The organism is uncultured Aureimonas sp., assembly GCF_913775355.1.
In the GTDB taxonomy this organism is placed as follows: Bacteria; Pseudomonadota; Alphaproteobacteria; order Rhizobiales; family Rhizobiaceae; genus Aureimonas.
The window spans coordinates 1-9,207 of sequence record NZ_CAJYIU010000103.1; the positions used below are offsets into that span (position 1 = coordinate 1).

General features: G+C 69.5%; 7 protein-coding genes. 5 read left to right on the forward strand and 2 right to left on the reverse strand.

Going from position 1 to position 9,207, the window contains the following annotated elements:
• The 4 genes from QZ753_RS07220 to QZ753_RS07235 all read left to right on the forward strand — a co-directional run.
• Nucleotides 1-1,017: molybdopterin dinucleotide binding domain-containing protein (locus tag QZ753_RS07220; protein WP_294642320.1), on the forward strand; the 1,017-nt coding region annotated here is incomplete at its 5' end.
• Complete coding sequence (locus QZ753_RS07225) at nt 1,014-1,331, forward strand: formate dehydrogenase subunit delta (RefSeq protein ID WP_294642322.1); 318 nt, start codon at nt 1,014-1,016, stop codon at nt 1,329-1,331. The genes QZ753_RS07220 and QZ753_RS07225, both read left to right, overlap by 4 nt.
• 90 nt (nt 1,332-1,421) lie before the next feature.
• The gene (locus QZ753_RS07230) at nt 1,422-3,212 is read left to right on the forward strand and encodes a chloride channel protein (protein ID WP_294642325.1); all 1,791 of its coding nucleotides are present in this window, start codon (nt 1,422-1,424) and stop codon (nt 3,210-3,212) included.
• 109 nt (nt 3,213-3,321) lie between these two features.
• Complete coding sequence (locus tag QZ753_RS07235; protein ID WP_367171498.1) at nt 3,322-4,821, forward strand: phospholipase D-like domain-containing protein; 1,500 nt, start codon at nt 3,322-3,324, stop codon at nt 4,819-4,821.
• Nucleotides 4,822-4,836: 15 nt separating this feature from the next.
• Here QZ753_RS07235 and QZ753_RS07240 read toward each other — a convergent pair whose 3' ends face one another.
• Complete coding sequence (locus QZ753_RS07240; protein WP_294642327.1) at nt 4,837-5,529, reverse strand: methyltransferase domain-containing protein; 693 nt, start codon at nt 5,527-5,529, stop codon at nt 4,837-4,839.
• Between the two features lie 209 nt (nt 5,530-5,738).
• Between QZ753_RS07240 and QZ753_RS07245 the strand changes: the two genes are divergently transcribed.
• Complete coding sequence (locus QZ753_RS07245) at nt 5,739-7,448, forward strand: PAS domain-containing methyl-accepting chemotaxis protein (RefSeq protein ID WP_294642329.1); 1,710 nt, start codon at nt 5,739-5,741, stop codon at nt 7,446-7,448.
• A 10-nt stretch (nt 7,449-7,458) separates the two neighbouring features.
• On the opposite strand, the gene QZ753_RS07250 is transcribed toward QZ753_RS07245, so the two are convergent.
• Nucleotides 7,459-9,207 (reverse strand): PAS domain-containing protein (locus tag QZ753_RS07250; RefSeq protein ID WP_294642331.1); only part of this gene is annotated, 1,749 nt, incomplete at its 5' end.

Below are 9,207 nucleotides of genomic sequence, written 5' to 3' on the forward strand. Positions count from 1 at the left end.
ATGTGGGGCGTCGAGCTCGACGACGAGCCGGGCATGCGCATCCCCAACATGCTGGACGCCGCCGTCGCCGGCGAATTCAAGGGCATCTACATTCAGGGCGAGGACATCCTCCAGTCCGACCCCAACACGCGCCATGTCACCGCGGGCCTCGCCGCGATGGAATGCGTCGTGGTGCAGGATCTCTTCCTGAACGAGACGGCCGTCCACGCCCACGTGTTCCTGCCGGGCTCGACCTTCCTCGAGAAGGACGGCACCTTCACCAACGCCGAGCGCCGCATCCAGCGCGTGCGGCGCGTGATGACGCCGAAGAACGGCTATGCGGACTGGGAGATCACGCAGTTGCTGGCCAACGCGCTCGGCTTCCCGATGAACTACGGCCACCCTTCCGAGATCATGGCCGAGATCGCGGCGCTCACCCCGACCTTCGCGGGCGTCTCCTACGAGCGGCTGGAGACCGAAACGCTGCAGTGGCCCGTCACCGACAAGGCCCCGCTCGGAACGCCCTTGATGCATCTGGAAGGCTTCGTGCGCGGCAAGGGCCTCTTCGTCGTCACAGAATATGTGCCGACCGACGAGAAGGTGGGCCCCCGCTTTCCGCTGCTTCTCACGACGGGCCGTATCCTGTCGCAGTACAATGTCGGCGCGCAGACACGGCGCACCGATAACACGATGTGGCACGAGGAGGACCTTCTCGAGATCCACCCGCACGACGCCGAGGAGCGCGGCATCCGCGAGGGGGCCTTCGTGAAGATCGCGAGCCGGGCGGGCGACACGACGCTGCGCGCGCTCATCACCGACCGCGTCGCGCCGGGCGTCGTCTACACGACCTTCCACCATCCGCTGACGCAGGCGAACGTCGTGACCACCGACTACTCCGACTGGGCGACCAACTGTCCGGAATACAAGGTCACGGCGGTCCAGGTCTCGCCCTCCAACGGGCCGACCGACTGGCAGGAGCGCTACAACTCGTTCGCCGCCACCTCGCGCCGTGTGGCCGCCGCCGAGCCCGCCGAATGAGCGCGGCGCCCGAACCTCACGACGGCGAGACGCAGAAGCTCGTCACCATGGTCAACCAGGTGGCGCGCTTCTTCGAAAGCCAGGCGCACGAGCCGGGCGTCCTCGGCGTCGCCGACCATGTCGCGGCCTTCTGGACGCCGCGCATGCGTGAGATGATCTTCGCCCATGTCGACGCCGGCGGCGCGGACCTTCGCCCGCTGGCGCTGGAGGGGCTCGCATCGGTGCGCGCCCGCCCGCCCAAGGCCGCGCACCGGCGCCTGGAAGCCGCCGGCGGCCTGTCGGTCGGCACCAAGCCGGGCTCCGACGCCGGATAACGCCGGAAAGATCGCTCTCGCGTCGGGCCCTTTGCCTCGGGCGGCCTATATGGCCCGCGTGAAGGGCTCGAAACGGACGCGATGGGAACGATGGACGGAGGAACGGCTCCCCCGGAAACGCCCGCGACCACGGTTCCGGTCAAGGCACCCAGCCGTTTCCGCGCCTGGGTGCGCGGCAACGAGATCGGCCTCGTCCTCATCGCTTGCGTGGTCGGCGTGGTGGCAGGGCTCGTCGTCACCGCGATCGGGCGAGCGGCGGAAGCGCTGCACAGCGCCCTGTTCGGAAGCGCCGACGGGCACCTCAGCTCGATGGCGGCCCTCGCCTCGCCCTGGCAGGCCGCCCTGCCCGCCTGCGGCGGCGCGCTTCTCGGCCTCTGGCTGCTGGCCACGCGCAAGCGCAAGGCGCGCCCGCTCGTCGACCCGATCGAGGCCAACGCGCTGCATGGCGGGCGCATGTCGCTGCGCGACAGCGTGATCGTGGTGGCGCAGAATCTCGTCTCCAACGGCTTCGGCGCCTCGGTCGGGCTGGAGGCCGCCTATACGCAGATGGCGGGCGGGCTCGCCTCGCGCCTCGGCACCGCCTTCGAAATGCGGCGCGGGGACCTTCGCATGCTCGTCGGCTGCGGGGCGGCAGGCGCCATTGCCGCCGCCTTCAACGCCCCGCTCACCGGTGCCTTCTACGCGTTCGAACTGATCATCGGCACCTATTCGGTGGTGACGCTCGCCCCGGTCGTGGCCGCCGCCCTCTGCGGCACGTTCGTCGCGCAGCGTCTGGGCGCCGCGCCCTTCCTGATCGAGGTGGGAACGCCTGGCCCGATCACCGCGCTCGACTACCCGCCGGCGATCCTCCTTGCGATCCTTGCCGCCGGTCTCGGTATCGCCATCATGAAGGGCGTGACGAGCGTCGAGCGCGGCGTGCGCGGCTCCGGCCTGCCGGCGCCGCTGCGACCGGTCTTGGGCGGCCTTGTGGTCGGCGCGCTCGCCCTCGTCACCCCGCAGGTCCTCGCCTCGGGCCACGGCGCGCTGCACCTGCAGCTCGACCTGCCCGCGTCGCTGTCGATGCTGGCGCTGATCCTCGCACTCAAGGCGCTGGCGTCGGCGGTCTCGATCGGCAGCGGCTTTCGCGGCGGCCTGTTCTTCGCCTCGCTCTTCATGGGCGCGCTTCTCGGCAACCTCTTTGCGGCGGCCGCGCCGTGGATCTTCCCCCATACCGCCCTGACCGCGGTCACCTTCGCGATCGTCGGCATGAGTTCGCTCGCCGTCACCATCGTCGGCGGGCCGATGACGATGACCTTCCTGGCGCTGGAGATGACCGGCGACTTCCCGATCACCGCGCTGGCGCTCGCCGCCGTCGTCACCGCATCGCTGACCGCCCGCAAGACCTTCGGCTATTCCTTCGCCACCTGGCGCTTCCACCTGCGCGGCGAGAACATCCGCAGCGCCCACGACGTCGGCTGGATCCGCAACCTGACGGTCGGCCGCATGATGCGCACCGACGTTCGCACCACGACGCTCGGCACCAGCCTGAAGACCTTCTGGCGCGACTTCCCGCTCGGCTCCGCCCAGCGCGTCGTCGTGGTCGACGCAACGGGCGCCTATGCCGGCATCGTGCTCGTCGCCGACGCCTATTCCGATGCCGCGACCGATCTCGAGGCGAAAATCGACGATCTCCTGCGCTGGCGGGACGCCGTGCTCCTGCCGCAGATGAGCGCACGCGAGGCGGCTGCCCTGTTCGACCGGTCCGAGAGCGAGGCGCTGGCGGTGGTGGACGGGGCGAAGTCGCGCAACGTCGTCGGCCTCCTCACCGAAAGCCACACGCTGCGCCGCTACAGCGAGGAGCTGGATCTCAGGCGCCGCGAGGCGGCCGGCGAGGTCCGATGAGACGGGCGATCGGGCGTGCCGTCATGGCAATGCGGTTCGCCTCTGGTATGGAACGCGTGCGGCCGGCGGCCGCAGCAGGAATGAAGAAGGAATCAGGGCCTTGGATGCAGTGAACGAGGCGACCGCCGGAGCGGCCCCGACGATCCTGGAGCCGGGGCGCAACTGCATGGCGATCGACCGGGCCGACCGCCTGTCGGTGATCGTCGACGCTGACGACTATTTCCGCTTCGCCCGGCAGGCGATGACGGCGGCCCGCCGTCGCATCATGCTGATCGGCTGGGACTTCGACGGCCGCATCGCGCTCGGCCACGAGCCGGGCACGGAGGGGCCGGAAAAGCTCGGCGACTTCATGCTCTGGCTGGTCGAGCGCAATCCCGAGCTCGAGATCTTCCTCCTGCGCTGGGACGTCGGTGCCCTGAAGACGCTTCTGCGGGGCTCGACCTTCTTCACGCTCCTCAAATGGATGGCGCATCCGCGCATCCACACCAAGCTCGACGGCGCCCATCCGACCGGGTCCTCGCACCATCAGAAGATCGTGGTGATCGACGACGCCCTCGCCTTCTGCGGCGGCATCGACATGACGGCCGACCGATGGGACACGCGGGCCCATGCCTTCGAGGACGAGCGGCGCCGACGCCCCTTCACGCGCCGCCGCTACAAGCCCTGGCACGACGCGTCGACGGCGCTGACCGGCCCGGCCGCCGCCCGGCTCGGCGAGATCTGCCGCCAGCGCTGGCTGACCGCCGGCGGCGCGCCCGACCCTCAAGCGATCGAGGGCGTGCCGGCGACGTGGCCGGACGGGCTCTGGACGACGTTCCGCGATCTCGACATCGCCGTGTCGCGCTCGGCGCCCGAACTCGGCGACCGCGATGCGGTGCGCGAGATCGAGGAGCTCTACGTCGACCAGATCCGCGCCGCGCGCCGCATCGTCTATGCCGAAAGCCAGTATTTCGCCTCGCGGCGCATCGCCGAGGCCATCGCGCACCGGCTGGAGGAGCCGGACGGCCCCGAGATCGTCGTGGTCAACCCGGTCTCGGCGCAGGGGTGGCTGGAGCCGATCGCCATGGACACGGCCCGCGCGCGGCTGGTCGAGGCGCTCCGGCGGCTCGACCGTCACGGCCGCTTCCGCATGTACCATCCGGTCAACGAGGGCGGCGAGGCGATCTATGTCCACGCCAAGATCCTCGTCGTCGACGACCGGTTCCTGCGCGTCGGCTCGTCCAACATGAACAACCGCTCGATGCGGCTGGACACGGAATGCGACGTGACGGTCGACGAGACGCTTGCGCCGGACGGTGCGGCCGGGTCGATCGCCGACATCCGCAACGATCTCCTGGCCGAGCATCTGGGGCGGAGGCCCGACGAGGTGTCGGGCGCGCTGGCGACGAGCGGGTCCCTGATCGCCGCGATCGAGGCGCTGCGCGGTCCCGGCCGCTCGCTCGTCCCCTACGAGACGCCCGAACTCAACGAGGTCGAGGCGTGGCTCGCCGACAACAAGATCCTCGATCCCGAGGGTCCGTCCGAGATGTTCGAGCCCCTCAGCCGGCGCCGCAACCTGATCGGGCGCCTGAAACGCCGGATCAAAGAGCACCGGGGGAAGGGCCGCTAAGCCCCAAGTGTCCGGTCAGTCCCGGATCGCCATGATCGACTTGTTGAGCCCGGCGACGCGCTCCATCTCGATCCGCGATCCGGGAAACAGCGTGCGCATCATGCGGGCGTCGAGGAGCCGGATGTCGCGCACGTTGCTCCAGGCCTCCTCGGCGCTGCGGGCGCGGGGGAAGAAGCCGAGGTTGAAGTGGCGCGTCAGCGCCGCGCGCAGCGCGATCGGCAGGTACTGGAAGCCGACGACGCGGAAATGCGGCTCGAGCGGAAACCAGTAGTTCGGCGTCTGGATGAAGTGGCGCGACCCGAGACGGTGGACGGTGCGCGAGAAGGCGACCATCGCGTCCCAGTCGCCGACATGCTCGATGACCGAGTTGGAATGGACGAGATCGAACCGCTCGCCCTCGAAGAGCGCCGGATCGCACGCATTGCCGAAGTGGTTGCGGAACACCGCGCTCGCCGGCTCGGGGGCCGCCTCGTTGTTGACGAGCGTGATCGAAATCCGCCCGGCATGGCGCGCCAGGAGCTCCGCGCCGATGTTCCAGTAGGTCTCGGTTCCGCCGAGGTCGAGTATCTCGATCTCGCGGCGCGTGGCGAGCGCCGCCTCGATGAGGGACGCGACCTGCGCAAAGCGACGCGCCCGGAAGCGGAACTCCAGGCTTTCGGGGTTGGACAGAGGGTTCGGCTTGACCCAGTCGTCGGCAGCAATTGTCATAACGGCACCTCGCCTTTTCGTGAGGTTAAACTGCCGTTAATTCCTGCGCAGTCAATATTCCTTAACAATCCATGACCAAACGGAGTTAAGGCTGCGATTTTAGACAAATCCTTCGCTTCTCCGCGATAGTATCCGCCGGACAATCAATTTTTAAGCGATCTTAACAGGCACGGTTTAGGGTGTGGACGACGTCATCGGGAGATCATGACATGAGTGGCCTGTTCGCCTCGGAAGCCGACCGAATCCTCTCGGCTCTCGACCTGTCGATGGCGATCATCGAGTTCGATCTCGACGGCAAGATCCTGCGGGCGAACCGCAACTTCTGCGAACTGATGGGCTACACCGAGGGTGAGATCGTCGGGCGCTCGCACCGCCTCTTCGTCGAGGATGCCTATGCCGCCTCGCCCGAATACGCCGCCTTCTGGGCCAAGCTGCGCCGCGGCGAGTTCGAGTGCGACGAGTTCCGCCGCCTTGCCAAGGGCGGGCGCGAGGTCTTCATCCGCGGCAACTACAACCCGATCCTCAATCGCGCGGGCAAGCCGGTGAAGATCGTCAAGTTCGCCAACGACATCACGGCCACCAAGAACAGCCAGATCGACAGCGCCACGCGAATCGCCGCGCTCGACCGTTCACAGGCCATCATCGAGTTCACGCTGGACGGCGAGATCATCACCGCCAACCCGGCGTTCCTGAAGGTCCTTGGCTACCGACTGGAGGAGATCGTCGGCCGCCATCACAGCCTGTTCATGGACCGTGCCGAAGCCGCATCCCACGACTATGCCGATTTCTGGGCGCGGCTGCGCGGCGGCGAGTTCGTGTCGGGCGAGTTCCGCCGCGTGGCCAAGGACGGGCAGGACGTCTTCATCCAGGCGTCCTACAACCCGGTGCTTGGCCTCGACGGCAAGGTCGCGAGGATCGTGAAGTTCGCCTCCGACGTCAGCGGGCGCGTGCGCGCCGTCACAACCCTCGGGGATGCGCTGGCGACGCTCGCGGCGGGCAACCTCGGCCGCCGGATCGAGACGCCCTTCACGCCCGCGCTCGACCCGATCCGCAACAGCTTCAACGCGTCGTTGGAGACGCTCGGTGCGGCGATGCTCGCGATTTCCCGCAACGGCGCCTCGATCCAGGCGAACGCGGACGGCATCCGCGTCGCCTCCGACGATCTCGCCCACCGCACCGAGCAGGATGCCTCGGCGGTGGAGCAGATTTCGACGGCGCTGTCGACGATGAACGCAGGGATGCGGATCGCCAGCGGCAAGGCCGAGGAGGCGGGCGACCTCGTCGCGCGCACGCGCCTCGAGGCCGAGCAGTCCGGCTCGATCGTCGGCGTCGCGGTGGACGCCATGGGCAAGATCCAGGGGTCGTCCGACCGCATCGGCTCGATCATCGGGGTGATCGACGAGATCGCCTTCCAGACCAACCTTCTGGCGCTGAACGCGGGCGTCGAGGCCGCGCGCGCCGGGGAGGCCGGCCGGGGCTTTGCGGTGGTGGCGCAGGAGGTGCGCGGGCTCGCTCAGCGCTCGGCGGAAGCCGCCAAGGAGATCAAGGCGCTGATCTCGACCTCGCGCGACCAGGTGGCCGAAGGCGTCGAGCTCGTGGGACGCGCCGGCGTGTCGCTTCGCAGCATCGTCGACAAGTTCGCCGAGGTGAACGACCATGTGGGCGTCATCGTCGACGCCGTGCGCAACCAAGCGCGCGGGCTCGACGAGGTCAACACCGGCGTCGGGACGCTCGATCGCTCGATCCAGCGCAATGCGGCGATGGTCGAGGAATCGGCCGCCGCCTGCGCCGAACTCTCCGGCGAGGTCGGATCGCTGAACGCGATGATCGGGCGCTTCGAACTGGCCCAAACGCGCGGCGGCGCCCGCCGGGGCTCGCCGGTCCACGCCCTGCACGCCCGGATCGCCAGCGGCTTTTGAGGCCGGGCGGTCAGTCCACCGGAAGGTCGATCGTGCAGCGGACGCCGCGGGGGCCGATCTCGTAAGTCGTTCTGGCCTTCAGCTGGTAGGGTAGCGCCTTTTCGATGAGCTCGCGCCCGTAGCCGCCCCCGGCAGCGGGCGGCGGTGCGAGGGGGCGCTCGGGGCCGCTCTCGATCCAGTCGACGACGAGGCGGCGCGGCCCCTCGTCCGCCCCCGACAGGCGCCAGTGCACCGCCAGCCGCCCGTCGTCCTGCGACAGGGCTCCGTATTTCACCGCGTTCGTCGCGAGCTCGTGGATCGCAAGCGCGAAGGTCTGGACGCTCGCGGAGCGCAGGCGCACCCCGTCCGGCCCGTCGAGGATCACGCGCGCGTCGCCATGCGCTTCGAGAAAGCCGCGCGCCTCGAGCTCGGCCCGAATCAGCGCGTCGAAGGTTACGCGCTGGCCGCGATCGAGCTGCGACAGGAGCCCGTTGATGCGCGAGAGCGCCAGGAGCCGCTCGCGCAGGCGCGGCAGGAAATCCTCGAGCGAGGACGCGTTGCGCGCCGTGCGCTCGGCGACCGAGGCGACGACGCCGAGGAGGTTGCGCGTGCGGTGCTGCAGTTCGGCAAGCAGTACCTCCTGCCGGCCGCGAAGCTGGTGGAGATCGTCGACGTCGGTCGAGGTTCCGATCCATTCCGCGACGGCCCCCCGTTCGTCGAGAACCGGCAGCGCCCGCGCCTGGAACCAGCGCTCCGCCGCTTCGGGGCCGCCGCGGATCCGGATCTCGGCCCGGAACTCGCCGCGGGCGCCCGCTTCGCGCCAGGCGACGATGACGCGATGACGGTCGTCGGGGTGGACTGCCTTCAGCCAGCCGAAGCCGTTCGCCTCCGCCATCGTCTGGCCGGTATAGGCCGTCCATTGCGGGCTGACCCAAGTCCACCGGCCGACCGCGCTGGCCCGCCAGACGAGCTGGGGCATGCCCTGCACGAGGGTCGTCAGGCGGCGCTCGCTCGCCGAGAGCCGCTCCTCGGCCTGCCGGCGCGGCAGGATATCGCGGAACATCACCGCGAGCCGCGCCCCGCCGGTGCGCTCGATCGGCGTGGCATAGACTTCGTAGAAGCGCTTGGGCTCGTCCTGCGCCTCCTCGAACCGCTCCGCCCGCCCGCTGCGCGCGATCCGGCCGTAGATCTCGAGCCATTTGCGCGGCAGATCCGGCACGAGTTCGAAGGCCGTCCGGCCCGCCGCGTCTCGGATTCCGCTCTGGCGCTCGAAGGCCGAGTTGACCGACAGGAACCGGTAATCGGAAGGCTGCCCGTCGGCGCCCGGCATCAGCTCGATCGTGCAGAACCCGTCGTCGATCGTCTCGATGAGGCGGCCGTGGGCCTGCGCCTGCCGTTCCTCGCCCGACATGCGACGCGCGATGCCGTGCCAGCCCGCGTCGGACGCCGGCGCGAGGCGAAGGTGGAAAAGACCGTCGGCCGCGTCGCCGACCCGAAGCCGGAGCGCACCCTCGACAGGCGTCCGGGCGGCGAGCGCCCCGGCCCAGAGGCGCTCGGCAAGCGGCCGGTCCTGAGGCTCCACGCAGTCGACGAAGGGCCGCCCCGGCCAGGCCGGCGTGGCCGCGGCAGGGGACGACAGCGGACCGCCAGCGGTCACCATGCCCTCCCCGTCCATCCGCCAGAGGCAGTCGGCAAAGCCGGCAAGAAGAGCCGGCGGCAGCTCGTCGAAAGGCTCGGCAACCATCCCGGACTGTCCCTGCGCCCATCCGTCATGCCAAGC